Origin of the sequence: Cohnella soli (genome assembly GCF_042655525.1) — a bacterium.
Classification (GTDB): Bacteria; Bacillota; Bacilli; order Paenibacillales; family Paenibacillaceae; genus Cohnella; species Cohnella soli.
In genome coordinates this window covers 53,809-80,157 of record NZ_JBHSMI010000001.1, presented here as the reverse complement: position 1 = coordinate 80,157, position 26,349 = coordinate 53,809, and the positions used below count along the sequence as shown (strand labels likewise).

Below are 26,349 nucleotides of genomic sequence, written 5' to 3'. Positions count from 1 at the left end.
CCTATCAACTCTTCCTAGCAATAATGAAATACTCCTGAGAACTTTTCTTCAAGCCATTCGATTCAACAATTGAAAAATTCCCTTTCTCAACTGAATCGACTAAATGGCGTATTTTATATGATCTGATTTTCGGCATTAAACCAACTCTGCCTGCAAATGATAACAAGCTTTTTAGAACGATCTTTTCTCCCACGCAAGGCGTTGCAGAAATCAATAATCCTCCCGGTTTCAACAGTTCATTCATTCTGCGTAGCGCGAGATGCTCATCCTCCAACAAATGCAGAACATGAAAGGCCAAGATGACATCGAATGATCCTTCCTTATACCGTTCATCAAAAATCGTCGCATGAGCATAGTTTATATTTGCGATGTTTCGTGCTTTTGCCTTTTTTTCGGCAATTGCGATCATATTAGAAGAGATATCGATTGCATGAATTTCTTTCACATCTTCGGCGACTTCGTTGGATATGAGTCCGGTTCCGCAGCCCACATCCAACACCACGTTGCTTCTTTCGAGTTGCGCTTTCGTTCGTTGTATAATGTGGCGGTAAGTTTGCTCATCTTTCATCTCGATTTGATCGTACTGACTTGCGGTTTTGTCCCAGAAACGCTCCGATTTATTCATTACCATTCCCCCGGTTATACCCTTGAATGATTAGCCACAGACCTAGAACCAATTGCTGACAGGCGATTGGAATGTTCAACGCCATGTAGGTTGCATCCAGACCGATAAAGCGAATCATAAATAATAGGCTCGCCGATATAGACAACGCAGACCCCGCAATACCTGAAACGGACAGCCAACGCGGAACGATTTGTGTTCGGTAAAATAGACTGTTGAACAAGAGCATAGCCATCACGAATGCTAATGTCGTTGCCACATGGTTCACCAAATCGCGTCCGGCGCGCAGCAATTCGCCTAGGGTCTGAAAATACGAACCATTCGGGGATCCAGCTTCGGTAAATTCGTGGCTTAACGCCAATAGCAACAACAGAAGGATTACACCCGCAATAATGAATACACCGGCCATGATGCCGAAAGCAACTGAGCCAAGAGCTAGACCTTTATTATGCTTACTTAATATCGGATACAACATAAGCGGAACGCCAATATAAGTAGCGACCATTAACAACTGGCAGAACGCTCCGATCAGTACCTGATTTTCGTTTGTAGAAGATTGGATCAGGTAGTCCGCTCCATCAATTACAGGGACAACACTTAACAAGCCTGTAACCAACCCGGCTAATAGTAACGCCCCGGTCATTACTGCAGACTTCCGTCCTGAAATGATACGCTTCCTCATTATCATGAACCTCCTCCTTGGCGGGTGTTCGCGGGAGACATTTTATGACTTATCCTCATATTGAAAGACCTCTTCGACGGACTTCTCGAAAACGCGCGCGATGCGAAAAGCCAACTCCAAAGAAGGCGAATAATTCCCCTTCTCGACAGCAACGATCGTTTGTCTAGTGACCCCGACCTGATCGGCTAATTGCTGCTGGGTCATCTCGTTATGATGGAAGCGAAGATTCCGTATTTGATTGCTAATCGCACCATTTCGCATGTTACACTCCTTTTCGGTAAAAGTAGAACTGTGCGGTACGCCCCGCGAGATCGGATAAGAAACCGAATAAGATCAACGTAAGAAACGTTAAGTACGTTGGCTGATTCGAAACGAGCGGAATCATGGAGAGTATAAACCCGACGAAAAACACAAAAAGCGAAATCCGGTCAGCCTTCAGCTCGATGATTTTGTCGAACTCATCTTCAAATGAAGGCCCATCCTCATTCGTGGCCATTTTATTAATGATGACAAACACGATATGGATGATAATCTTCGCTACAATCGACACCGGGAGCAGCACCAAAATGAAGGACCCCCAAAAACTGAAGTCGCTGGCCGAGGTGATGCTGCCTTCCTTTGCATGGTTTATCGCGTATAAAGTGTATAGGGTGAAGATGACTATGCTGCTGATGATGGAAACGATAATTTTCTTCTCCTGATAGGACATATTGACCTCCTAATTTAAGTGTTATTTCCAGAATGTAAATTAAATTATACACAATGTAATAAAAACCGGACTCACTGTCAAGTTTATTTTACAATTAGGAATCCCTAATCTTCGAATGACTGTCGCTCTGGAAGTACTTACAGAGCGGGATGACCGCCCCATACGAACGTACTCGTGTATACAGACAAAGGGCCGGGACGCCCCACCATAGCGGTGTTTCTAATCCCGGCCCTCTTTATGGAAGAAGGTATGCTTAGGCTCTTGCATAAAGGGGTCCTATTCAGGAATTATTCCAATGGCGAAATGGACACGGAGATAAGAGGAATAAAAGAATTTAAAGCACTGGCGGAAAAGTCCGCAAAGATTTTCTCTAGTCGGTGTCAAACGATTACTAACTATAGCGCTATTGCCGACAAAGCGGAGGTGTAATTGAAGATTACAGTTAAGTAGTGCTGAAGATGATAGGGCTGAGGTCCTTTCTACGACGGTAATCGACGATTGCTTCGAATGAGCGTCGAACGATTAACAACTGGACGAGCGTATGTGTATGAAAATTCGTACAAAATCGGGTAGGATCGGCGACCGGACGGGGGTAAGTGTACGAAAATTCGTACAAATTCGGGTAGGTCGGCAACTGGATGAGCGTATGTATGAAATCGGGGTATGTGGACGAGAACACACGGGGCACCTTTTTTTTATTTATTAAACGAGAGGCCGCTCAGACGCAGATTCGGGGGCTGTGACAGGTTGCCAGGGGGCGGGCTGTTGCAGCCCTCTTTTTGCTTTGGGAGGAAGTTAATCGATTGCGTGTTGCGGTCCCCATGGGCAGATAACGGAGGTTAATGGAACATTTTCCTATTTCATACGTCATATTAGTAAAAGATCCCCTAATTGGAATGAAACTTTTTCAACTTGTTATGAAGGGTGGGGTAGCATAATGGCAGTGAAGGTATGTACAAATTGCGGGGAATCAAACTCCGAAGGTTCATTACTATGTGTTGTTTGTGGTAGCTCGCTTAAAGATGCACAAATTAAAGGCACTACGGACCCTGCTGAATACTATTCAAGAAAACCGGACTCCGTAATATGCCAACATTGTAATGAACATCTAGTGCAGGGGTCATTAACGTGTAAATATTGTGGGACAGTAGTATCTAATAAGGTAAAAGGTCCTCGTTATAATGTTGATCATACTTCGTTGAACGATGGAGATAGGGGAGGATCTGCTTCCATGGAAACGTTCGGGAGAGGGTGCCTTTGGCTCATTATTGGCTGCGTGGGACTGTTGTTTATCGCTTTTATTACTCGGAGTACGATTAACATCCCCTGGTTCATATTTATCCCTATTGTGGTTTTCGTCTTCTGGATGGCTTCAACAAAAAGCAAAAAATGAGATAAGTAATTTGGAACTATTGAATCCTTGTATTGGCTTTAATAGAATTGTTATGGGGATTGCATATAATTCCCATGAATATATGTAGAAAAATAAGTTTTCGAGGAGTGGATTTGCAATGAAAAAAGCTCTGATCGCCTCCCTAACCGGCGCGGCATTGCTCGTGGGCGTCAGCACCGGCGTCTACGCGGGAACCAACTTAAAGAAAATCGAAGCGTTTCTCAACGGCGGCATGAAAGTGCGCGTGAACGGCAAAGTCGTGCAATTCAACGACGACAAAGGGCTCGCGCTCCAACCGATTACCTACAAAGGAACCATCTACGTACCTGTGAAAGGAATCGGAGCGGCCCTTAACGTTCCGGTCGTGACCGATACGAAGACCAATGAAATTATTGTCGGCGAGAAAGTGAATGGCACGCCGGTGAAGCTCGAAAAATTCGACAATACATGGTATACCAAGGATCCTAAATATACGACCTATAAGGGTAAAAATTACCAAGAGGTATTGTACCAGCATTTCGACAGTGGCGCCGGACCTTCTATGTACTTTACGCCGAACAAGAAGTATCAGAAGCTCGTGCTTAAGATCGCTGCGATCGACGGAGATTTGACGGACATCCAAATTTCCGACTTGGATCAGAATGCGCTGCTTAAAGACGTAGGCACAATTACTCCGGAAGACGGTTTAAAAGAAATCGAAGTCAACATCGGCGGCGTCAAGACGATCGTGGTTAATTTCCAAGCCGGCGAGAATACAGGATACATGACCCCTTTGATTGCTTCTTATTATAAGTAAAGTTCGTGAGTACATCGCCACGCGGCTGAATGCCAAGGCGATGTATTTTTCTTTAGGCCCTTTTCGAGTTTAGGCTAATGTTACCATTGGAATAGCCAATGCAGATACCTCCACCTCTACATAATATGGCAGCATGTACCGATAACGCAGAAATAGACAAAGGAAGTTGATCATTTCATGTCTTTTAATATCGGAAAGGTTATTATCGTAAAAAACGAAGGTACGATTATATTTGGAAATGTCTTTAACATGCCCCCTAGCGATACATCGACGAACACGCAGGGATCAAATCAAGGTGACACCGGAGAGGTCTCGCTTGATAGCACCCGATTCAGCGTGAATATCCCCATCGAACCGAAAGCTTCAGATGCGACTCGCAAGAAAAAGAAATAGATAACGATGAGCAGTCATACATTAAACCGATAAGCGGGCTAATGACGATTTTCCACGGAGACGTTCTCGACGAGTAGATCATTCTACTTCAAAAGACGTCTTTTTTTATTCATTCAGCCCATTTCACGCATAGGGGAGGGAACGACATTCTCATGGTCAAGTTACCCGATAATGTTGTCGAAAGATACGATGTGCAGATTAAGTTTTTGGATCACCTCGGGACGTCGGGGGCTACCGCTTTTCGGTCCTACAGGGAAAGTAAAACATTAGCTGTCGGAGCAGGTTCTTTCTTGGTTTCGTTAGTTGCGGCATTGTTTGAATCCGGATTGCTTAACGTCCATGCGATTGTTACGGACGCGGGACCGACCGACAGGCGGTTGTTCATTTCTCTAGCTGAAAAAGCCAGGAAAATGGAACCTAGAGCTGAATTGACTTTGGACGAAGCTACTGTAATGGACTGGAGAGAGAAGATTCGACCGTTTGATTGGATTTTGTATGCCGACAAGCGAATGAAACTTAATGAAGTCCGAACGATTCATACGGCTTGCAGAGAGGAAAAGAAGAATCTGCTCATCGCCACGTGTGTTGGGCATATGGGTTTTGCAGGGCCACTGGTAACTCTGGATTCTGACGGATGCTGGGAATCCGCGTGGAGGCGTCTGCATCATTCTGCGGTCCACAGTGATCCAATGATCCCAATAATCAGTTCTGCAGCAGAACCGATGCTTGCCAATATCATCGTGTTCGACATGTTTAGAACGATTACGCAAGTAACGAAACCGGAGTTGGAAAACAAATTTCTATTGCTGGATCTACACACGCTGGAAGGAAATTATCATTCGTTCTTGCCCCACCCGCTCGTCACCCAAAAAGGAATGACGACTGAACAGGTTCAAAATCTAGATGAGCTACTCGTATGCGGCAAAAGTAACGATGGTGATCCAACTCCAACCGATTTCCTGTCGATTGTTCATCAGTTAACATCGCCGCAATCCGGTATCTTACATCATTGGGATGAGGGGGACCTGAACCAGCTGCCGCTCTCGCAATGCCGAGTTCAGGCTGTAGACCCGCTATCGGAAGGGCCGGCTGAGTTGCTCCCGGTGATGATATGTGCAGGCCTGACGCATATGGAGGCTCGTAAGGAAGCCGGCTTGGCCGGAATTGAAGCTTACTTAACACGAATGGCGAATTTTTCAGATTTTCAATCCCATCATGCAATGCCCTCTGAATACATCGAAATAAGTGCTGGGGAAACGGTCGAAGAAGCTGTATATCGCGGGCTTCAGAAGTGTTTAACGCAACAATTAAGAAGGCAAATAGTAGATCGACAGACTAACGTCCGTGGCATACAGCTTCATGATGTCCAGGATGTGCATTGCCGCTATTATTTACAAGCGTTAACCACCATGCAAGGCGCACCGTCGATCGGATTAGGGGATCATGTACTCGGCTTCCCTGTCGTATGGGTCGGGTCTGGCGATCATTGGTACGGCAGCGTGGGCTTGAATCGAACATTGGCACTTAGAATGGCGCTCCAACAAGCGCTTCTGAAGGCACAAAATCGAGCGGAGATCATCACGTTGCAAGGCGTAGAGATTCCGAACCTCGTTCCGGAAGAAGCCATTACGACTCCTCTAGAAATTGAAGCAGTTACGGACTATGCGGAGTTGATACATGAGGCCTTATCGGATTTGAAGCGTAATCGGACGCGATTACTAGTTTACAAAATAATGGTAGAGCCCTTTTTAAACGAACATTTGGGAGGGTTGTTCGGAGTCATGCTTGAAAAGGAGGAAGATCAAGGTGAATGACGTCATCGCGATTGTCGGTGAAGGACTGTTAGCGCGCCATGTCAGTGATTTGTTATCCGAACACTACAGAGTCAATCGACAGATTGATCTCAAGCTCGGCGTTCCGGAAACAGCGAAATGGGTCTTGGTGCTAAGCGATGAATGGCGTCCATCCGATCATGAGACAGCCGAGAAAGTGCTGCAGCAAGCCGGTGTCCCCTGGCTTAGAGGATTTATTGTACATGACGAGGGCGTCATTGGGCCGCTGGTGCGACCGGGAAAAGCAGGCTGTTCCCAGTGTGCGGATATAAGAAGCTTTACGGCGGGACAGGAGCGGGAGAGCAGTCTGGAATTGCAAATGCAGCTACTGTTTCACGATGTCATTCCACGCGATTTATCGACCTCGTGGTTTGGGATTGTGCAGACTAGCCACTTGATCGCTGCGGAAGCGCGGAAAATAATTCAAGGCGAAGCTGCTCAGACGGAAGGAAGAATGTATGTCGTCGATTTAAAAACGCTGAAGAGTTCGCTTCACGCGTTTTTACCAGACCCTTTGTGCCCGATCTGCGGCAATCTGCCCATCGATACCCCAGATCATGCGATCATTTCCTTGCAGTCAAGCCCTAAAATCAGTGCGGATACGTATCGTTGCAAACCGCTAGACGAGCTTGGAAGTTTATTGGCCATAGACTATTTGGATGAACGAACCGGCATTTTCAATAAAAAAACGTTGGATCTATTACCGCCATTCTCCAATGCCATTGTGAATATGCCATCGGTAATGGGAAGCGAGGTTTCTTCAGGGCGCTCGCATTCTTATGCCAAGAGTGAACAAACAGCCATTCTGGAAGGCTTGGAACGTTATTGCGGGATCTCTCCGCGGGGCAAAAGAACCGTCGTCCATGACTCTTTCCGTAACTTGTCCGGCCGAGCACTCAACCCAGTCGAGGTGGGCGTGTATTCGGCGGATCAATATGCGCTGCCTGACTTCCCATACGAGCCCTTTGATCCGGAACTTCCGATAAATTGGGTATGGGGATATTCTTTCATGCAGGATTGTACGATTCTCGTTCCTGAGCGACTCGCTTATTATAGCCTAGGGTTCGGGGACAGTGGCGTCATGGAAGGCTCGAACGGCTGCGCTTTGGGCGGAAGCTTGGAGGAAGCGATTTTCTACGGCTTGATGGAAGTGGTTGAGCGTGATTCGTTCCTGTTAACCTGGTATGCACGGCTTTCCGTCCCCCGGCTTGATCCTTATTCATCCAACGACCAAGAACTGAAGCTCATGGTAGACCGTTTGGAGACCGTTGCTGGGTATGAAATATTTCTGTTTAACACGACGATGGAGAATGGCATTCCAAGCATTATGGCGATAGCTAAAAACAAGGGGAATACAGGTGCGAACCTCATTTGTGCGGGTGGAGCTCATCTTGATCCAATAAAGGCTGCAAAGAGCGCGATTCTAGAAGTGGCGGGTCATATGTCATTCCTTGGAGAGATGTTGAAGGAGAACAGGGAGGAGATCAGCCGAATGCTGGATGATCCTTATCTGGTCAGACGGATGGAGGATCACTCCTTGTTGTACGGCCTGCCTGAAGCGGAAGCCCGATTGCATTTCCTACTAGAGCAGAATCGTCCGATGAAGACATTCGGGGAGGCATTTAGACCAAGAGTACCGCACGATGATTTAACGGAAGAGCTGAAGGATATCCTTCTGCAATTCCGCCAATTAAGTCTTGACGTCATTGTGATCGATCAGACCGCGCCCGAAACGTTACGAAACGGACTATATTGCGTAAAAGTTCTGATTCCGGGGTTGTTGCCCATGTCTTTCGGACATCATCTTGTCCGTCTGACGGGATTGGAGAGGGTGCTGCAAGTACCGACGAAGCTTGGTTACGTGAACGATTTGTTAACGCCGGAACAATTAAATTCTTATCCGCACCCTTTTCTTTAAAGATTGATTTGCGCGGATATTTATCGGCTCTGTGCGAATGCACTGACAGGATAAACAACACAGCATAATTTAACAGGGTGATATATCATCACAGATTAAGGAACCAGGTGGTGAATACGATGAGTTATGGATCTTGTGCAGGTTACGGTGGTATGCAAGCTGCTGCTTTTGTACTTGTACTTTTCATTCTGTTGGTCATCATCTTGCGCGCCGGCTACTAATTCCTAATATTGGGAAATGCGGATTTTTGATGGATCTGTGCGAATGCACTGGCAGTATGAATATCACTGCATAGTTTAACAAGGTGATATCTCATCACAGATTAACGAATCAGGTGGTGAATACGATGAGTTACTCTTGTGCAGGTTATGGCGGTATGCAAGCTGCTGCTTTTGTACTTGTACTTTTCATTCTGTTGGTCATCATCTTGCGCGCCGGCTACTAATGATGAAAAACAATCACAATAAAAAAACTTGGTGGTGAAACTATGGGCTATCCTGTTGGTGGTGTAGGTGGAGTAGGTGCTGGGTGCTCCTGCGCTGGTTATGGCGGTATGCAAGCTGCGGCTTTCGTACTTGTTCTCTTCATTCTCTTGGTCATCATCTTGCGTGCCGGTACCGGGATTTACTAAAAGCACCACTAGCTAAGATATGACGTGCACCATCCATTTCTCTCGCGTACTACTCCCTTCCTTCCGTTAATATGATGGCGAATTTTGCATGCATACAACCCCGTTCAGCCTTACGGCTAATCGGGGTTGTATAAGGCGGTGAACTTTTATGCGTTTCTCTATCGCTGCACTCCTGGTCCTCGTAATTTTCATCCTTTTGGTTTTTATTCTTATCAATAGTATTTTTCTAGAAAGCCCACCGTGGCATAACCGACGGACTTTAGGATAAGTCTAATGAAGAATAACCGAAAGGCGTATAACAGTACTTTCTCGACGAATACATCGTCATGGGGGTTAAATGCCCTGGCGATGTTTTTTTTATGGAGTTGCAAATCGTATAGAGACCACCATGTTTGGTACATAATGCATCATTTTTGCGAGTATCTCTGTATAATAGCAATTGTATTAATCATCCAATCTACAGGAGGGAATTAATATGTCGAATTCGAAGCGGATTACCGATTTAACCGGCTACAATGGAATATTGCCTTATGACAGCGAGCTGTTTGGGGTCTACCAGTCGTTGATCGGATGGAGATCCAAGAGAATGCTTGACCGCCTCCAAGACAGGGAATTTCCGTTCATCCGATTAAGCAAAACGTTTGAGAATTCGACGCGAAGGATATTCAACGCGGATAATCAAATTGAATCCGGAGCTCTGCAAGTCGGCCGCTTCGCGGAAGCCCAATTGGTCGCGCAGGATCATTCCATCCTTCTGAATGAAATCTCCCTGGAACTGCAGAAGTACGGTAAAGTCCCGCAAGATGCGGATGAATGGCAACACATCGCTAATGAGGGCTTTTTAAAGGACAAGCTTAATGAGACCGTCCGTTCGTATTATAATTCATTGGCATTGATGAAGAGACAGAGCATCTACGCTCTTACCAAACGCCCAAATGAATCCGAAGATGCGTTCACTCGCCGGAAGGAACAGTTAGTCGATGAAATGAAGAGGGAAATCACGGCCGGAGTGGAGAAAGAAGTCCAATTCGCCGGTGTCGTGAGCGAGATGATCGGGAATAAACGCATCGAGGAATTGAATCGAATTTTCTATAAAAATCTAGAGGGTAAAGCCAAAGAAGAGTACCATATGTTATTGGATAAAGCACAGGACAATTACCGCGATCCCTACCTCACCTTCGACCCCGCGAAAAACATCGACAACGTCAGCGTATCTCCTCTGGGCATTGTGCATCTATACCGGCAGTTCTTCTTCGAATTGGATTCGTTCCTTGGGACGCCTGCCAGCCACGTATGGCTGAGTCCCGGTTCTACGGTTGAGTTGATTGAAACGAGTACGCGCAAGACGATCATAGAGAAGACAACGGAATCGTTCATCGAGACGGTTAAGAAGTCGGAAGATTCCCTCGTGACTCAAGACGATCTGAGCGAATCCGTTAAGGAAGACAACAAGAGCGACTTAAAGCTGGGATTCAGCACGACGGTGAATCAGTATTGGGCATCCGGCAATATGTCGGCCACGGGAAGCCTTAATATGGATAAAACGCAACAATTGGCCAGAGAATCGGTTCATAAGCAGATGCGGCAACAAACGCAGAAGCTGTCCACGGAAATCCGCCAAAACTTCAAATCCACGTTCAAAGTCGTGACCGAAACGACAGATACCTCCAGCAAGAGATATGTGCTTAATAATAACACCACCAAATTAATTAACTACGAATTACGCAGGAAGATGAGGCAGATCGGCGTTCAAGTCCAAGATGTGGGCACGTTCCTGTGCTGGCAGACGTTCGTCGATGAACCGGGCGCCGATCTGGGCCTTGCTAATCTCGTCCATATCGCAACGCCGATCGATCTCGTCGTACCTGCGAATCCGGAAGCCATTCCCGTGCCGCCGGACCAGCCTCTTTTTCACAAAGTAAATTGCATATGGACCTATGAGGCTGCCCATGCCGGATTCATTGGAGTCGGAATCTTCGACCTGCCTCCGGCGCCTAATGGGTTCGAAATTGTAAGGAAACCGGGACATGTTATCCTGCCTGCTACTCAGCTCTCCGCTAGAGGCGATGATTTCGCCCAAGTGTGGGCATTCGGAGCGAGGTTTACGATTGACGACAAAGTAGAAGGAACGAATAAATATGGCTAGGAAAATCTCCAAGCGCGACTTCTCCGATCTGAGGGAAGAAGAACGCATCATCGTGTATCGCAGACTCATTAGTTCCTTGATGTCGGGATTTAAGTATGTGTCGTCGAGCGATCGAAGCCGGCACGTTCTATCCGAGCTGATTAATTCCGTATTCGATATTGATAAGATGCTTTATTTCGTTGCGCCGGAATGGTGGAAGCCGAGAAGGAAGCAGCCTAGCATCTTCAACGTGGAAACCCAAGTGAATAATATGAATATTTCATGGCCGGATATGAACCACAGGGCCGACAACTATATGATTACCGATACGAGCGATCCGGCTCCGATGGGAAGTTCACTCGGATGGCTGCTTCAGCTGGACGGGGACAATCTGCGCAACGCTTTCCTTAATGCGCCTTGGGTTAAGGCTGTCATCCCCGTGCGACCGGGCAAAGAGAAGGCGGCGCTCCAATGGCTGCAATCCGTCGATGTTGAAGGGGCGGACGGATTGGATAATGATTATCCGGCAACGGACGATGAACTAGAAGCCATTCGCAATAAACTAGGTCTGGACGATGAAGCGCCCGTTACGCTTAAACAAGCGATCGAGTTCCTGTGCTTGGAAGTGGCCGAGAAGCATGAGGAATCCATGAAAACGAAGGAATATCCGCAGGATCCGAGCATCCACGATGACGACAAAATCACGACGACACCCACGCAGAAAGTATTCGAGTACGGGTTCTATGCGCTGCAAGGAGGATTCCGCGCGCAAGTGGACGGCGGGAATCCAGACCCCAATAACACGGATAAGAACTTCCAAGTGTTCGACCAATGGCTTGAAGTCTTGCCGACCGATCAGATCGTGCCCGTCGAAGTCGCGTACGACCCGAAGACCGGAAGGCAAGTCTAAGCATGGAAATCGTCATCAAGAGCGCCAATGCCCGAAACCCGATTTGGAATCATTTTCTGCTCCAAGATACCCAAGTAACATGGAACAAGTTCTATGCGGCATCAGGGACTGTCGTAACGGAACCATTATCTAAGGTCGGCGGCGCATTTCGCAGGGAATTGGCGGATTCCTGTGAAGAAATCGAACTGGTTATTCGCTCTGTATTTCGCCATAAGGGCATTGACTATCAACTGTTGAATATCTCGCAGCGGTTCATGGTCAACAAGAAGGACAACCAAGTAATCGGCCTAACTCCGACCCGATGGCAGAAGGTAAGCCTGAATCAACGGACAACCATTTCCAAAATAACGCCATCTTTGCACCCTCATCTTCAGGTTAACGGAGAAACGATTACGGTGTCGGTCGATTTTGTAGATATCACGCAGCTCTTCCGAGATATCCACGGGGATACTCCATGGTTCAGCATCTTAAACTTGCTGCAGGGGGTACCCCGTCATATTCGAGTGATGGCTTCACTTCAAGGCGATCCGTTTATCTGGTTCATCGTGATCCCCGGTTCAGTTGCCGCATCTCCGGAGATTCAGCCCCATGTCTTGTTCTATCCGGCTGACTATGGCGGCATCCATTACGAATCCAATAGTATGGACGGGATTAAGAATCCTAACCATAGCACGAGTGTAGGTAATATCCAGTGCAGCGGAGAGACCCTGTTCATGTTTCTCACGAAACCGATCACGGATTCGGATTACGATAAGCATCTGGAGAAGTATCTGGAGCTCCAAGAACGTTATCGGAATCGAACGGGCAACAAGCTGCCGCCGCTTCATCATTTTCGTGACGTGCTCGGTTACAATCCTGAAAAGGGAGTTCTTGATCCTCGGTTCTGGGAAGTTCCTTTCGGGTTCGAACAAGCCCTGCACGAGAAGAAACAAATTCTATTCATCCCGCAGATGAATGGAGGCAACGGCGGAATCGCGATTCGGGACAATCTGATGAAATTGATCGAGAATGCCGTATTATACATCTACACCCATAGTCATCTATTAAACTACGAAACGATTCGTACCCATAAACTTATTCTTACCGGCTACAGCCAGTCAGGCGGCAATGTGTTCACGGCAACGAAGAGAAATCTGACCGACGTTAAAGCGATCCTCTGTTTCGAACTCCAGTATATGAATAAACATTTGAAGGGAGTAGATCGATTCGGGAGAGCGTTCAGCGAAGATGCGAGTCTGGTTCTGGGTAAAGACGTCATTCCGGACCTTCTTAAACAAGGCGGTAAAGTAGCGATTATCGGAAGACGGAAGAACGGATGGCAGTCCAAGTATTTGCCCGACAAAGTTCCGGCCTCCGAGCTGATCCTGCTGCCGGACGATTCGCATTACCCGATGCTGGACTACCCGGATCCTTCTAAGCCCTATGATCCGAATAAGTTTCCTGTTCTAGCGCGCAGATACTCCCGTTTACTGCATGGCGATAAGGATGCCGTTATTGATCGCATATTATCTCAGGATAACGGAGTGGTTGACCAACGAAGCATTGAAAGAGAGGCCAAGGTGGAGGAGATCATCTATAAGCTGCGAAAGTCGGGATTCGATGACGAGAAGATGATCAAGACCGTATTTACTCCGGCATTTAACGTGGATGACTCTGGAGGCTATTATACGCATAACTTTATTGTCTCTTGCGGACAAGAACTCGCCCCGGATGGACAGTCCATCTATAAGTTCTTTCATCATGCGTTGAACTTGATTACTTAAGAGTTACAACGTATGACGAGTGAAGTAAATACATCGCCGCGGCTGAATGCCCCGGCGGTGTATTTTTATGGATCTGGCGGAGAGGTCACAGCCTGCTCCGAATGATGGCTTGGTACATTAGCTATCCGAATATGTGGCGTTCTTTGTTCGCATGTTATGAGCTGTTCAGAAAAAATGCGAAAGCCGTGGCGGAAGGCCTCGGATATCGATATCCCGATTACGACGAAGCGATCACAAAATACATGCTCAATAGATATGCGCAGCTTCCGATCCATGAGGAACAGAGGGACTAAAAGAATGCAGGGCGGTTTTTGAATAATAAAACGAGCGCGAGTGCCAGCAAGACGAAAGGAGGCCCTGCAGTCACCGCCCCCTGTCCCGAGACCAACGTGGAAATGGTGGCACCGGCCATAATAATCGCGAGAGTGCCTGAGGAGACGAGTATGAATCTTGGCCAACGATAGCCCGCGATCAAACCGATGGCGGCCAGCGATTCCACCAACCCGACAATGCGCATGAACCCGACATTATACCCGAGCATTTCGGTATAAAGGGTGCGAATCTCCTCACTGCTCACGAATACCTTCATTAATCCGGACATAAGAAAAACGGCGGCTAATAGTCCTTGTACGATGCGAAAGAACCATTTCATGGCAGGCACTCTACAATGAATGCTTGGCTAGCAGGGCGTCGAACCGATCCATGAGCGCGATCACACCTTCGGTCATGCCTGACTGAAGGACTCCGTCACGAATTTCTACCGACGGGTACAAGGTTGTCTCCGTCAGTTTCGTTCTGCCCCCCGCCAGATCTTCGAACGTTACCGTGACTAGGCCGACGGCTGGAACGCCTTCGAATTCGTACGTATGAACAAGTCTGTCCGGCGAAGACACTTCGTGGAAAACCCCATTATGAGCATACACGTTTCCGGCCTGATCTGACTGAACGTATCTCCAAATGCCGCCTTTCTTCGCGTTCAAGCTGTCTACGATCGTCGTCATGGTGCTTGGCCCCCACCATTCAGGGATATAAGCGGCATCCGTCCACATTTGGAAAACGAGCTCGCGGCGAGCTTCGAACGTACGGCTGATGATTACCTCTTGTTTGTTCGGTTCCGCGACAATCGACGTTTTGGACATTGTTCCATTCTCCTCTACTGATTTAATGGTTACTTTTGTTCGTTCTGCTGCTCCTGCACTTTGCTAAGTAGAGCATCCAGCCGGCTAAATTGTTCTTCCTTGGCCTCCAGAAACGATTGTGCCCATCTGTCCAACTCGGCGAACCGCTCCTTCCTCACACTGAAAATTCTCCGGTTCGCCACGGCCTCCACGGCGACCAGCCCGACGTCGGTCAGCAACCGGAGATGCTTGGACGACTGAGGCAACCGAAGTCCGAGCCTCTCGGCGATTTCCCCAAGCGTGAGGGCCCCGCAGTCCCGCAACAGCTCCACGATATTAACCCGATTAGGTTCGGCAAGCGCGCTCAACGTGGCCGTATTCATGGAACAACTCCTTTCCGACCCGGAAAGCGGATCGTGATCTATTTCATGAGCTCAATATATCACGATTGAACTTTCCTGTAAAGGAAATTTCCAATAAAGGAAATTTCAAATCGAGGAAACTAAACGTCGAGTTAACATCACAACCTTGTAAGCAATTATGAAAGGGCCGGTAAGCCACCTGAATGGTGTCCCCCGGCCCCAATATTTTAATCTATCCATCCAGCCACTTGCAGCAACCTGATGAGTACGACTGCTGCCTGTGCTCGTGTCGTTTCACCTTTCGGATCGAACGTATTCGCGCCTGTCCCTTTCATGATTTTAAGCTTGATCATTAGGCGAACGTTCTCCAGCAAGGCTGCGTCTACGTTTCCGATATCCTTATATCCGTTCAAGTTAACGAATTCCTTTGTGATCGGCAGCTTTTCCAGAGTAATCACTGCCGCCAGCATACTCGCCATTTCCTCGCGGGTCAGCGGTTGATCGGGCATGAAAAGTTTGTCGCCTGCAAACCCTAGCAATCCAAGCCCCTTCGCTTGCGATACTACGTCGAAATACCACGCGCCAGGTTGGACATCTTCATAGGGCGCTACGCTGCCGGTCGATGTGCCGCGGCCTAGCGCCCTGACCAGCATGGCGGTGAATTCCGCTCTCGACACTGTTTTGCCGGGATTGTACTTACCGTCTCCAACGCCTTCCACAAGCCCTTTGCCCGCGGCAAGCTGGACAAACGATTGACTCCAATGTTTTTGCACATCGGTGAAGTTTACAGCATGATCTGCCACAACGTACGCACTGTTCGAATAAGAACGAATGAGCACATACCATTCGCCATCGATCTGTACCTTCTTAGAGGCAACAAACTCAAATTTCTTGGCCGTTTCGTTGTAGCGGAATGCGCCCCATTGCTCGGGCATACTTGCCATATTCTTCGGCATCGGAATAATTCTTGTGAGCGCCTCGCTGAACTTATCGGCAGATCCGATTGTTTTTCCTGTCGAGGTATGAATGATATCCATGTGAAAATCAACAATCGCGCCAATCACTTTACCATGGGGTAAACTTTTGCCGAACGCAGCCTTTATATCCTTGCTGTCGGACTTGTCTGTCAGCGTGATCTTAAAGCTAATATCCTCGGCCTTAAGGCTGTTTGCAGCAAGCAAGTCCTTTAGCCCTGGTATGAGTGATGCCAGATCGACCGGAATTCGATATCTGCCGTAAGGTGCCTTAATCTCAATCATGAAAGTTGAGTTTTTCTTTTCAAAGTTCGCTAGAATGCTTGCCGGTATGCTGACATAGGCTGTTCCGTCCTTTGGCGTGACTTCAAAGGTGACGGATGGATTCGTCGTGTCGACTTTATTCGGGTCAAGCGCTACGCCATTTTGGTCGATTTGTTGGGACGGTATTGGCATCGGCGGTTCAACATACCTGCCTTTTACGGTAACCGTTGCCGTTTTACCCGCAATTGCAGTGCCATTTACATAGACCGTTAAGCTGTGGCTAATATCGCTTGTTGTATGGTTAGGCGGAATAACGACGGTTGCTGTGGCGCTAGTAGCACTGTTTATAACAGCCGTCGCGGCTGCAGCTCCATCAAGATATACTTCCACCGTGTGCCCGGTAAGATTAGTGCCTACAATTGTCGCGGTCGTGCTTCCCCCGATGCTCGTAAAGGTTGTTGGACTAACGGAAATATTGGTAACCGCTGGCGCCGCAATTGGACTCACCATAGTAGAAGTTGAGTTATTACCCGTATTCGGGTCAAATTGATCCGAGTGCGCCAGTGTTACAGTGAATGTACTTGCACTAGGCGAGACGACGGTTGCTGTAATGTTAAGCGTAATTGAACTTCCGATTGCGACGGTCCCTATCGTCCATACTCCTGTAGCCGAATTATACGTGCCCTGTGAAGGAGTGGCGCTAGCAAAGGTTACGCCAGCGGGAAGCAGGGCATTGACGGATGCATTCGTCGCTGTATCAGGGCCTGAATTCGCAATGGTTGCTGTATAAGTAATTGAGTCGCCTACGTTTGGCGAAGGATTGCTCACTGTTAAAGTCGCACCTAAGTCAGCTTGCTGCGGAGTTACTGTGCTGGAAGCAGAGTTATTACCTGTATTCGGGTCATATTGATCCGAGTGCGCTAGTGTTACAGTGAATGTACTTGCGCTAGGCGAGGCGACTTTTGCCGTAATGGTAAGCGTAGGCGGAGTAGTTGTCGTAACGGTTCCTACCGTCCATACCCCGGTTGTCGAATTATACGACCCCTGTGAAGGGGTGGCGCTAACAAAAGTTACGCCTGCTGGAAGCAAGGCATTGACGGATACATTCGTCGCTTTATCAGGGCCTGAATTCGCAATGGTTGCTGTATAAGTAATCGTGTCACCCACGTTTGGCGATGGATTACTCACTGTAAAAGTCGCACCTAAGTCAGCTTTCTGTGGTGTTATTGTGCTAGAAGCGGAGTTATTACTAGTATCCGGGTCAATTTCCGATTGCGCCACTGTTACAGTGTATGTACTTGCACTAGGCGAGACGACGGTTGCTGTAATGTTAAGCGTAATTGAACTTCCGGTTGCGACGGTCCCTATCGACCATACTCCTGTAGCCGAATTATACGTGCCCTGTGAAGGGGTGGCGCTAACAAAGGTTACGCCTACGGGAAGCAAGGCATTGACGGATACATTCGTCGCTTTATCAGGGCCTGAATTAGCAATGGTTGCCGTATAAGTAATCGTGTCGCCCACGTTTGGCGATGAATCACTCACTGTTAAAGTCGCTTTTAAGTCAGCTATTGTGATAGAAGCGGAGTTATTACTAGTATCTGGGTCAAATTGATCCGAGTGCGCCACTGTTATAGTGAACGTATTTGAACTTGGTGAGACGACTGTCGCCGTAATTGTAAGCGTATGTGAGCTTGCCGTCGTAACGGCCCCTGCTGCCCATACCCCAGTTGTCGAATTATACGACCCCTGTGAAGGAGTGGCGCTAACAAAGGTTACGCCTGCGGGAAGCAAGGCATTGACGGATACGTTCGTCGCTTTATCAGGGCCTGAATTCGTTATTGTTGCCGTATAAGTAATCGTGTCGCCTACGTTTGGCGAAGGTTTACTCACTGTCAATTGAGCACCTAAGTCAGCTTGCTGTGGCGTTATTGTACTGGAGTCGGAGTTACTACCTGTATTCGGGTCAAACTGATCCGAGTGGGCTAGTGCTATAGTGAATGTACTTGCACTAGGCGAGACGACTCTTGCCGTAATTGTAAGCATAAAAAAATTTCCGACGTAAACGGTCCCTATCGTCCAAATCCCTGTACTCGGATTATACACGCCCTGAAAAGGATTGGCGCTAACAAAGGTTAAGCCTGCGGGAAGCAAGGCATTGACGGATACATTTGTCGCTTTATCGGGGCCTGAATTCGTGATTATTGCCGTATAAGTAACCGTGTCGCCCACGTTTGGCCATGAATTGTTCACGGTTAGATTCACCGCTAAGTCAGCTCGCTGTGGAGTTATTGTACTGAAAGCGGAGTTATTGACTAGATCCGAATCAGTTTGATCCGGGCTTGCTACTGATATCATGAACGTATTAGTACTAGGCGAGACGACCGTAGCAGTAATGGTAAGCGTAAGAGGACTATTGGCTATAACGGTCCCTACCATCCAATTCCCTGTACCCGGATTATACGCGCCATGTGAAGGAATGGCGCTAACAAAGGTTACGCCTGCGGGAAGCGAGGCACTGACGGATACATTTGTCGCTGAATCAGGCCCGAAATTCGTTATTGTTGCCGTATAAGTAATCGGATCGCCCACATTTGGCGTCGAATTGCTCACTGCTAATTGCGCACCTAAGTCAGCTTGTGTTGCAGCATAAACTTTTGGAATAGGAAATGACACGTTAACAAATAGTCCAAACACTAATAGAAATGATAGGAATAGCGAGGAAATCTTTATAAACTTTTTTTTCACTCTAATATCACCTCGTCCATGTAATTCGGCGCCATTAATTATAACATTAGTTGGTGGTTGTGAACCTTCGTATATAATCATTTGGGAATATCGACACACGCATGAGATTTAGGAGGAGGCATTGAAATTGAAAATCAATCGTCTTCTATCGATCGTTATGTATTTGCTGAGCCGAAAAAGAATGAGCGGACAGGAACTGGCCGAATTATTTGAAGTTTCCTTACGGAGCGGAGGCAAGGCTATAAGCTTTAACAATTTCCTCTGCTGTTTCAGGGGCCATGCTGTGCTCGGAGGGGGCTTCGAATGTAAGGACGGTTGGTGTCAGAATCCCGCCGTGCGGAACTAAGTGCCACGCCAAAGTGCCAAGCGTTCGAAACCCTGGTGCAATCTCTTGCTTCAATGACGCGTCTGTTAAAGAGTTTAAGATTTTCTGCGTAAATTGACTTTCATTCTGGTACTCGGTAATGAAACTTTGAATGGATTGATATTACAATTCCGATTATAGAGAACCCCGACTGACAACAGTGTGTCAGTAAAATTATTTTCCCGATTTGGGCTCCCTGAACAGATTCACCGATGAATATTGAAATCGAAAGTCGTCTATAGTGGGGGAATAAAATTATTAATCGGAGGGGTGCAGATGGAGATTTTGGTCCGAGCCGAGTAAGAAATAAGAATACCCTTCTCTAGACGGTTGAAAAATATCAATAATAATAGTACCTTTTATTGGTAGAACATAAAGCGAAATGAGGAGAAAAGTTGTCTAAACTTTCGAAAGCAGTGACTGCCGCAGATGACGTGCCGTTCTCTATGAAAGCGATAATGGGTCCGCTCATGGCGATCGTCGTCGGGATGATCATGGTCATACTCGACAGCACGGTAATGAACATCGCCTTGCCGACTTTAATGAAAGACTTCGGGTCCACCGTCAATACGATGCAATGGTCGATTACGGCTTATACGCTGGCGCTTTCCGCGGTCATTCCATTGGCCGGTTGGCTGACCGACCGATTCGGCGCCAAACAAATTTTTCTGATTACGATTTTCTTGTTCACAGCAGGCTCCGTTCTTTGTTCCTTTGCTACGACGCCCGAACAACTGATTATTTATCGGATTATTCAGGGTGTCGGCGGGGGCATGGTGCAGCCGATCGGGATGGCTATTATTTTCAAGCTCGCTCCTCCTAACAAACAAGGCGCGGTCATGGGTATGCTCGGTATACCGATGATGCTCGGACCCGCTCTTGGGCCGGTATTGGGCGGTTATTTGCTGGAATACGCGACTTGGCACTGGATCTTCCTCATCAACCTGCCGATCGGCATTATCGCGATCATGGTTGGCCTCAGATACTTGCCGAGAGTGGAACGCAAAACCGTACCGGCACTCGACAAATGGGGCATGCTGCTTGCGCCGATTGCATTCGCTACGTTATCGTACGCGGTTAGCGAAGGCGGCAAGGACTGGGGTTCCACGAACACGATCGTCAGCCTATGCGTGGGTATCGTCGCTTTGGTGTTGTTCATCATCGTCGAGCTCGGCCATAAACAACCGTTGTTGGAGCTTCGCGTGTTCAAGTCCTCGGACTTCACGATCGGTATCGTCGCTTCTTGGTTATCGACCATGGCCTTGTTCGGGTCGTTCTTGTTCGTGCCGATGTACATGCAGGAGGTCTTTGGTTACGCGCCGCTGAAAACCGGGTTTATGATTCTGCCGCAAGTCGCGATGACGGGACTGTTCATGCCGATCGGCGGCAAGCTGTTCGATAAATTCGGCGCCCGTGCCGTTAGCGTGGTCGGGATTGCTTTTGTTGCTGCCGGTTTGTTCATTATGTCGCAAATTCAGGCCGATTCGGGAGCTGGATACGTAATCATGTCGACGATGATTATGGGCGTAGGCATGGGATTGTCCATGATGCCGATTAATACGCATATTTTGAAAGTCGCTCCTCGCCGGCTCGTGGGCCGCGTAACGCCGCTTACTTCGGCCGCCCAGCAAGTCGTGGTCTCGTTCGCCGTTGCGGGATTGGCAAGCTACATGAGTACGCGAATAGTGGATCATATGGCTGCTACCAAGGGCGATAAAGCCGTCTCGCTCGTCTCCGCTTTCGGAGATACGTTCTTCGTCGCCGGATGTATCGCCGTGGCAGGAGCTTTGTTGGCCATCCTGCTTCGGAAACCTAAAGTCGCTGAAGACGACGGCTCGGAGAAGGTCAATGCCCCCGTAATGATGGGGCATTAAAAGAGATATCGCATGTATAAAGGCTTCATCGTCCTTGGGACGGTGAGGCCTTTATTTCGATTTGAGAAAAAGGAGGCAAGGTCGGCTTGCAGGGAAACATTATTATAGTAAAATATTGGATAGAAACGATAGAATAGAAACGAGGTTGCTCGATGATAAAAAGAAGCCGATTTGTCGTTATGTTCGCAGCGTTATTCTTCATGATAGGCTCCACAGTTATGGGTGCAGAGTCAAATGCCGGGTCAACCACGGAGCAAGGGAATGATGCGAATAACATTGCGAATTTGGAGCAATTAGAGCCGATTCAGCTGCCAAAACCGACCTTTTATTACTATTTAAGCTCTTTGATCGATCCAAACGCAGCGGCCAACAAAACAAAAAAATTGACATTGAAACAGAAGTCGGTCAAGTCTATCCCAGTTGTTCGTGACGATTCCAAAGAGTTTCAGGCTTCTCAATATGTGGTTCCCAATCCCATGCAGGCTATCAAGGGCAATCTACCCGCAGGCATCCCAACCGAATACAAGGGACAAATGCTGGTTCAGGCTATAAAAGGCGCTAACAATGTTATTCTGATCTACGGTCTAAACTTTGGCGAGAATAGGTACCTCGTCATATTGGATAAATCCATGACCAGGATTGAAAAGGTTTACGATTTTGTCAACTATGCGATCTCTCCTAAGTATGTTCCAGAGGACTATGATTACATTTATCAGCAGATCCGCTGGGCAGTTGTCGAGAACGGGATTCTCTATGTCTCCCATTCGCACCGGACGTATGCCAAAAGTTCTAGCGGAGCAAATGGCTTCATTACCGCAATTCGTCTCTCCGATAACAAATTATTGTGGAGAACCTCTTCGCTCGTCAGCAATACAAGGAATTTTCAGATTGTAGGCGACGTCATTCTGTCCGGTTACGGGTTTACGGCCGAGAAGGATTACCTCTATCAGATCAACAAACGGACAGGAAAGACGTTGGAAAAAATAGCGTTGAAGGATGCGCCGGATTACATTGATAAACAAAAAAGCGGTTATCTAGTGTATGGGTATTCGCATTTGACCAATTTTTTGATTAAATGAATTCAAGCCAAAGTGGAACCATCAACAAGCCACCCGTGCAAAGTCGCGGGTGGCCTTGATTTCTTTGGCGTGGTGGAAATGTAGATACTTACAACTCCTCGACTGATAACAGTGTGTCAGCAATATGTAGAGAAATAAAAACTCCAAATTGGAGGATTTCCATGAGAGATGAAACAGTAAAAACATATACGATCGCCGTAGGATGGAAGGCATTGATCTTTGGTGGAGTTCTCCTGTTTATTGCGTTGTCCGTATATATAGGCTGCGTGCCCTTTCTGGATCATCTTAAAATCGTACCGACGGTTTTGTGTCTTCTGGTTTCTACTGCATTATTGATTTTATTTATATTCGCGATGGTGTATTTGTTTAAATACAAAGTCACCATATGCGAAGACGCCTTGGTTATTAGGAAACTACGTGGGGAATTGCGCGTGAGTTTGGCATCGATCACAGGATACCGGTATGTATACAAGAGCGGTTATTGGATTTATTTAACGGAACGCAAGAAAAAGATTGTGATTACGGAGTATTTGAGCAAACTGGACAATTTTGAGCAATGGCTTGCTGTTGGATACAAAAACTTGGATTATGAGGAGGCGAAGGTGGAGTCAGAAAAATTTCTACAAGGGCTCGAGGGTACACAGGACCGCGATTATACATTGCATTTCATTCATAAAGTAAAATCCTTTTCCAAAGTGCTCAATATCCTTGGTGTGATATCTTTTACATGGATCTTTATCTATCCAATTTATTATGAAATGGCTATATGCATTAATGCTATTATCGTTTTATTTGCAATACTAACTGCCCTTATATATTACAGATATATTGATATTGATTCTAAATCTAATAGCTTCGTAAAATCTAACGTTGCGCTGGCACTTATTTTTCCTTCCCTAGGTTTAGCTATTAGATCGCTTCTAGACTACAATCTTATCTACTCGCCAAATGTTTGGATTTACGCGGCTACTCCAACTATGGTTGTGATCATATTGTTTTTTGTCAGAAGCAAAGAAGGCATTAAGAACAAACTTCAATTGCTTTTATTTGTTCCAGTCTTTTTCGCTTACAGTTATGGAGTTGTGATTCAAGCGAATTGCTTACTGGATCGTGCCGAACCCGAGCAGTACTCTGTGGTTGTCATCGATAAGAGGATTAGTTCCGCCAAAGTAACGGAATATTACTTAAAGGTCGGGCCGTGGGGACCTTTTACGAAGGATAATGAGATAAGCGTAAGTAGGGATGTGTACGATAGTGTTGAAGCAAACGAGCAAGTCGGAACGTACATCATGCCTGGACGACTAAAAATTCCATGGTTCGGTACGTGGTGAAGACGAGACAGCTAAAAAAGGCAGCTAAGCGGGTAAGCGCTAGCTGCCTTCTTCAATATGTTTTATTTGATGCCGAGTGTCTGCAGCGTTCTCCCGAATTGCGCGCGTGTTGTTAGGCCTTTCGGGTCGAATGCATTCGTGGCGTTACCGGTCATGATTCAGAGCTTGACCATCAACCGAAACTCCTCGAGATAAGCGTAATGGATGTCTGCGAGGTCCCCATAGCTCTATCGACACATAGCTCCAACACAGCGTTGACATAAAGGGCCTTCAAAATTATAATTTATTACACACTGTGTGTAATTAATAAACTCGATGTAACATAAAATGAATGAGAAAGGATGCCGAACCGTATGACGACCTCGGAACAGCCTACAGCTCGCCCATGGATAAAGTGGGTGGTCATGCCTATATTTGTGCTGCTTATGTATGTGCTTAAATTACGCGAGCGGTTATACCGCTATCGACCGGAGCCGCTGGAGCGGTTGTATCGCGAATCGGGGCCTTACCGAAGCGCCAGCGTTGTCGTTCATGACGAACAGGGACGCCCGCTCTATCGGATCGATTATCCGGAAGATCGGATGGATGCCTGTCCGGTTGTCATATGGGGCAACGGCTCGGATGCTCAGCCGGAGAATTATGGAGATTTGCTGGCTCATCTTGCGACGTGGGGGTTTGTCATTGTCGGCAATTATTGCCGCAATACGGGAACCGGCAAGGAGATTGCGGACACCATCGGTTATGTGTTGCGTGAGAATGACAAGCCGACAAGTCTGTTCTACGGCAAGATCCGGACGGATCGAATGGGCGCGGTTGGTCAATCTCAAGGCGCGACAGGGGTTCTGAACGCCGACAAATATTTGGAGAAGCCGCTTCAGACGGTGGTTACGATTGCTCTGCCGGCGCTGAAATGGTGCGATGCGAAGGATGTGTATGACATCGAGAGCCAGTCTGCCGACTTGTTCTTCATGGCCGGAACGCACGATTTCATTATTTCTCCGACAGCATCCAATTCGGAAGCCTATCATGCGGCTCGTCCGGGGCAAGCGGCAGCGATGGCGATGACGAAATGCGCAGACCATCTGGAAAGCATGGGGGACGGGGGCATGCATAGAGGCTATCTGACCGCGTGGCTGCGTTATCGATTGGCAGAGGACGGGCAAGCCGCTGCAGCCTTTGCGGGCAAGAGCCCCGAGATCCATCGCAATAAAGGCTGGAAGCATGTTCGCACGCAGAATCTGAAGGGGGAATCGACCAATGAAAACGATTAAGCGCGTTCTATTTTATTCCATTGTCTCCGCTTTGCTGTCCATTGTGTACTTTAACCGCAAAGTTCTCAAGAGACCGAGCAGCAAAACCAGCTTTGAGCAGACGAAGCCCGGCAAGTGGAATAAAGTGAAGCTGGGCGACGCAACAACGGCAGCCGACGGCTCGAAGTATTTTTTGTACACGCGCAAAGGCACTAGCCGCAATTTGATGGTTTATTTTTGCGGAGGCGGATGCTGCTGGGACGGAGAGACGGCGCATATTCCGTTGTCCCTGCGCTCTTATCTTAAGCATGGTCAATTCGGCTATTACTTCGCGCAAATTCCTTTCTATATCCTTAGCATGCATAAGGGAATTTTCGACCAACGTCCCGACAATCCGTTCTCGGAATGGAACGTCGTGTTTATTCCTTATGCATCCGGCGATTTTCATATCGGCCAGACGACGGCCCGTTATGAGAGCCCGAACGGCTCGAAATCCCGAACGGTCAGGCATAACGGTAGAAATAACGTAAAGGAAGCGTTACAGTGGATTTACCGGAATTTCGAAACGCCGGATAAGCTGCTTATCGCAGGCTCTAGCGCCGGAGGCTTCGGTTCCGCCTTCTGGGCGAGCGAAATCGCGAATCATTACGCAAGTGCCGAAATCTATCATCTTTCGGACAGTTCTTTTCTCGTTACCGAGCAGTGGACGACGATTGTCGACAACAGTTGGAAGGCCGACTTCCAGCGGACGTTCTCCTATCCGATGGAAGCGGATATGATTGGAGCCGCATTCCGACATAACGGTACGGCTATGCCTGCGCATTCGGTCCTGCTTCATGCCTGTACCGTCCACGATAAAGTGCTGACTTCGTTTCAGAATAGGCTGAACGGCAGAGGGGACGAAATCAATCGGCAAAGCACGGAGGAATGGAGCCGTCAATTCCGGGCGACCACTCGTCGGCTTGACGAGCAATTGCCGAATTTCTACTATTTTCTCACCGACCATGAATACGATGCGGCAACGCATACAACTCCGCATACGCTGCTGCCTATGAAAGCTTTCTACGAGGCGGAGGAAGAAGGCACGAAATTAGTCGCGTGGCTAGACGGCGTGATTCACAAAAACAATCGCGTCTCGCTCGGCTCCCGCTTTCTTCACAACAAGGAAGCCGACCCTACGGATGCGGAGAAACCAAGAATGCAAGCCTAGA

General features: G+C 47.6%; 22 protein-coding genes and 2 pseudogenes. 15 read left to right on the top strand and 9 right to left on the bottom strand.

From position 1 onward, the window contains the following. Positions 1 to 4 precede the first annotated feature (4 nt). The 4 genes from ACFPOF_RS00310 to ACFPOF_RS00295 are packed head-to-tail and all read right to left on the bottom strand — an operon-like array spanning position 5 to position 2,013. Positions 5 to 625 (bottom strand): class I SAM-dependent methyltransferase, encoded by a 621-nt coding sequence (locus ACFPOF_RS00310; protein WP_378128477.1) that lies wholly within the window; start codon positions 623 to 625, stop codon positions 5 to 7. Continuing rightward, positions 618 to 1,304, bottom strand: a complete 687-nt coding sequence (locus ACFPOF_RS00305) for a DUF4386 domain-containing protein (protein WP_378128475.1) — start codon at positions 1,302 to 1,304, stop codon at positions 618 to 620. The genes ACFPOF_RS00310 and ACFPOF_RS00305 overlap by 8 nt, the downstream gene beginning before the upstream one ends. Positions 1,305 to 1,346: 42 nt before the next feature. Beyond that, positions 1,347 to 1,565, bottom strand: a complete 219-nt coding sequence (locus ACFPOF_RS00300) for a helix-turn-helix transcriptional regulator (RefSeq protein WP_378128473.1) — start codon at positions 1,563 to 1,565, stop codon at positions 1,347 to 1,349. A gap of 1 nt (position 1,566) precedes the next feature. Next, on the bottom strand, positions 1,567 to 2,013 hold the full coding sequence (locus ACFPOF_RS00295) for a hypothetical protein (RefSeq protein ID WP_378128471.1): 447 nt from the start codon (positions 2,011 to 2,013) through the stop codon (positions 1,567 to 1,569). 937 nt (positions 2,014 to 2,950) lie between these two features. On the opposite strand from ACFPOF_RS00295, the pseudogene ACFPOF_RS00290 reads away from it, so the two are divergent. The 10 genes and pseudogenes from ACFPOF_RS00290 to ACFPOF_RS00245 all read left to right on the top strand — a co-directional run. Then, positions 2,951 to 3,145, top strand: a pseudogene (locus ACFPOF_RS00290) (zinc-ribbon domain-containing protein); the annotation flags it as partial. A gap of 379 nt (positions 3,146 to 3,524) precedes the next feature. After that, positions 3,525 to 4,202 (top strand): hypothetical protein, encoded by a 678-nt coding sequence (locus tag ACFPOF_RS00285; RefSeq protein ID WP_378128469.1) that lies wholly within the window; start codon positions 3,525 to 3,527, stop codon positions 4,200 to 4,202. 545 nt (positions 4,203 to 4,747) lie between these two features. Continuing rightward, a complete protein-coding gene (locus ACFPOF_RS00280) occupies positions 4,748 to 6,409 on the top strand; it encodes a bacteriocin maturation protein (protein WP_378128467.1) in 1,662 nt (553 codons plus the stop codon). Continuing rightward, on the top strand, positions 6,402 to 8,345 hold the full coding sequence (locus ACFPOF_RS00275) for a TOMM precursor leader peptide-binding protein (protein ID WP_378128465.1): 1,944 nt from the start codon (positions 6,402 to 6,404) through the stop codon (positions 8,343 to 8,345). Before ACFPOF_RS00280 ends, ACFPOF_RS00275 begins: the two co-directional genes overlap by 8 nt. Positions 8,346 to 8,464: 119 nt before the next feature. Beyond that, on the top strand, positions 8,465 to 8,566 hold the full coding sequence (gene yjcZ, locus ACFPOF_RS00270) for a sporulation protein YjcZ (protein ID WP_378128463.1): 102 nt from the start codon (positions 8,465 to 8,467) through the stop codon (positions 8,564 to 8,566). 125 nt (positions 8,567 to 8,691) lie between these two features. Then, the gene (gene yjcZ, locus ACFPOF_RS00265; RefSeq protein WP_378128461.1) at positions 8,692 to 8,790 is read left to right on the top strand and encodes a sporulation protein YjcZ; all 99 of its coding nucleotides are present in this window, start codon (positions 8,692 to 8,694) and stop codon (positions 8,788 to 8,790) included. A gap of 661 nt (positions 8,791 to 9,451) precedes the next feature. Continuing rightward, positions 9,452 to 11,122, top strand: coding sequence for a hypothetical protein (locus ACFPOF_RS00260; protein ID WP_378128459.1), 1,671 nt, complete (start codon positions 9,452 to 9,454; stop codon positions 11,120 to 11,122). Then, complete coding sequence (locus tag ACFPOF_RS00255; protein ID WP_378128457.1) at positions 11,115 to 12,011, top strand: hypothetical protein; 897 nt, start codon at positions 11,115 to 11,117, stop codon at positions 12,009 to 12,011. The genes ACFPOF_RS00260 and ACFPOF_RS00255 overlap by 8 nt, the downstream gene beginning before the upstream one ends. Positions 12,012 to 12,013: 2 nt before the next feature. Next, entirely contained in the window at positions 12,014 to 13,774 is a 1,761-nt protein-coding gene (locus tag ACFPOF_RS00250) for a hypothetical protein (RefSeq protein ID WP_378128455.1), read from the top strand. A 122-nt stretch (positions 13,775 to 13,896) separates the two neighbouring features. Beyond that, a pseudogene (locus ACFPOF_RS00245) lies at positions 13,897 to 14,067 on the top strand (aminoglycoside 6-adenylyltransferase); the annotation flags it as partial. On the opposite strand, the gene ACFPOF_RS00240 reads toward ACFPOF_RS00245, so the two are convergent. The 5 genes from ACFPOF_RS00240 to ACFPOF_RS00220 form a co-directional block, all read right to left on the bottom strand. After that, positions 14,064 to 14,426 (bottom strand): DoxX family protein, encoded by a 363-nt coding sequence (locus tag ACFPOF_RS00240; RefSeq protein ID WP_378128453.1) that lies wholly within the window; start codon positions 14,424 to 14,426, stop codon positions 14,064 to 14,066. The pseudogene ACFPOF_RS00245 and the gene ACFPOF_RS00240 sit on opposite strands and share 4 nt — an antisense overlap. Positions 14,427 to 14,436: 10 nt before the next feature. After that, positions 14,437 to 14,913, bottom strand: coding sequence for an SRPBCC family protein (locus ACFPOF_RS00235; protein WP_378128451.1), 477 nt, complete (start codon positions 14,911 to 14,913; stop codon positions 14,437 to 14,439). A gap of 29 nt (positions 14,914 to 14,942) precedes the next feature. Then, positions 14,943 to 15,275, bottom strand: coding sequence for an ArsR/SmtB family transcription factor (locus tag ACFPOF_RS00230; RefSeq protein ID WP_378128449.1), 333 nt, complete (start codon positions 15,273 to 15,275; stop codon positions 14,943 to 14,945). Between the two features lie 206 nt (positions 15,276 to 15,481). Continuing rightward, positions 15,482 to 19,240, bottom strand: a complete 3,759-nt coding sequence (locus ACFPOF_RS00225) for an S-layer homology domain-containing protein (protein ID WP_378128447.1) — start codon at positions 19,238 to 19,240, stop codon at positions 15,482 to 15,484. A 220-nt stretch (positions 19,241 to 19,460) separates the two neighbouring features. Continuing rightward, complete coding sequence (locus ACFPOF_RS00220) at positions 19,461 to 19,706, bottom strand: DinB family protein (RefSeq protein ID WP_378128530.1); 246 nt, start codon at positions 19,704 to 19,706, stop codon at positions 19,461 to 19,463. Positions 19,707 to 19,999: 293 nt separating this feature from the next. Here ACFPOF_RS00220 and ACFPOF_RS00215 point away from each other — a divergent pair, with 293 nt between their 5' ends. From ACFPOF_RS00215 to ACFPOF_RS00195, 5 genes are all read left to right on the top strand, one after another. Next, positions 20,000 to 21,478 (top strand): DHA2 family efflux MFS transporter permease subunit, encoded by a 1,479-nt coding sequence (locus tag ACFPOF_RS00215; protein WP_378128445.1) that lies wholly within the window; start codon positions 20,000 to 20,002, stop codon positions 21,476 to 21,478. A 152-nt stretch (positions 21,479 to 21,630) separates the two neighbouring features. After that, complete coding sequence (locus ACFPOF_RS00210) at positions 21,631 to 22,557, top strand: hypothetical protein (RefSeq protein WP_378128443.1); 927 nt, start codon at positions 21,631 to 21,633, stop codon at positions 22,555 to 22,557. 161 nt (positions 22,558 to 22,718) lie between these two features. Continuing rightward, positions 22,719 to 23,888: a hypothetical protein gene (locus tag ACFPOF_RS00205; protein WP_378128441.1), complete on the top strand. Its 1,170-nt coding sequence runs from the start codon at positions 22,719 to 22,721 to the stop codon at positions 23,886 to 23,888. A 404-nt stretch (positions 23,889 to 24,292) separates the two neighbouring features. Continuing rightward, positions 24,293 to 25,159 carry a poly(ethylene terephthalate) hydrolase family protein gene (locus ACFPOF_RS00200; protein ID WP_378128439.1) on the top strand — a complete coding sequence of 289 codons (867 nt, stop codon included), beginning with the start codon at positions 24,293 to 24,295 and terminating at the stop codon, positions 25,157 to 25,159. Next, positions 25,146 to 26,348 (top strand): pectin acetylesterase-family hydrolase, encoded by a 1,203-nt coding sequence (locus ACFPOF_RS00195; protein WP_378128437.1) that lies wholly within the window; start codon positions 25,146 to 25,148, stop codon positions 26,346 to 26,348. The genes ACFPOF_RS00200 and ACFPOF_RS00195 overlap by 14 nt, the downstream gene beginning before the upstream one ends. Position 26,349 lies beyond the last annotated feature (1 nt).